Annotated in this window: 1 protein-coding gene; it reads right to left on the bottom strand. The window is 66.5% G+C overall.

Annotated features, from left to right (window positions below; translation table 11 throughout):
- Positions 1 to 7: 7 nt before the first annotated feature.
- Positions 8 to 310 (bottom strand): hypothetical protein (locus ACLF6P_RS30030; RefSeq protein ID WP_415954581.1); only part of this gene is annotated, 303 nt, incomplete at its 5' end.

Genomic DNA, 310 nt, shown 5'->3' with positions numbered 1-310 from the left:
TGAGTTCCTAACTGACGTCAAGTAGTTCGTGGTGTTCTTGAGGGTCGGTTCGTAGGCTGGTTGGCGACGGGCCGGTTGCCGGAGCGCTTCGCGACTCCTTCTCGCGCCGGCTCGTCGTGGGGTTCTTCAGCTGCTGGGAGCGGCGCCGGACTTGGACCTTCACGCGAGCGGCTTTGTCGATCTTGTAGCGGGTCGCGCAGATCTGCCGTCCCTCGGCCTCGGTGATCTCGCGGCCGTCGGTGTCGCGGAGCTCGTAGAGAGTGCCGTTGCGCCAGCAGGCTGCCAGGCGGGTCACCAGGGCGGCAGCCAG

The sequence above is a fragment of the Streptomyces lothianensis genome, assembly GCF_047779955.1.
GTDB lineage: Bacteria > Actinomycetota > Actinomycetes > Streptomycetales > Streptomycetaceae > Streptomyces.
This window is presented reverse-complemented; position numbering and strand designations above follow the sequence as displayed.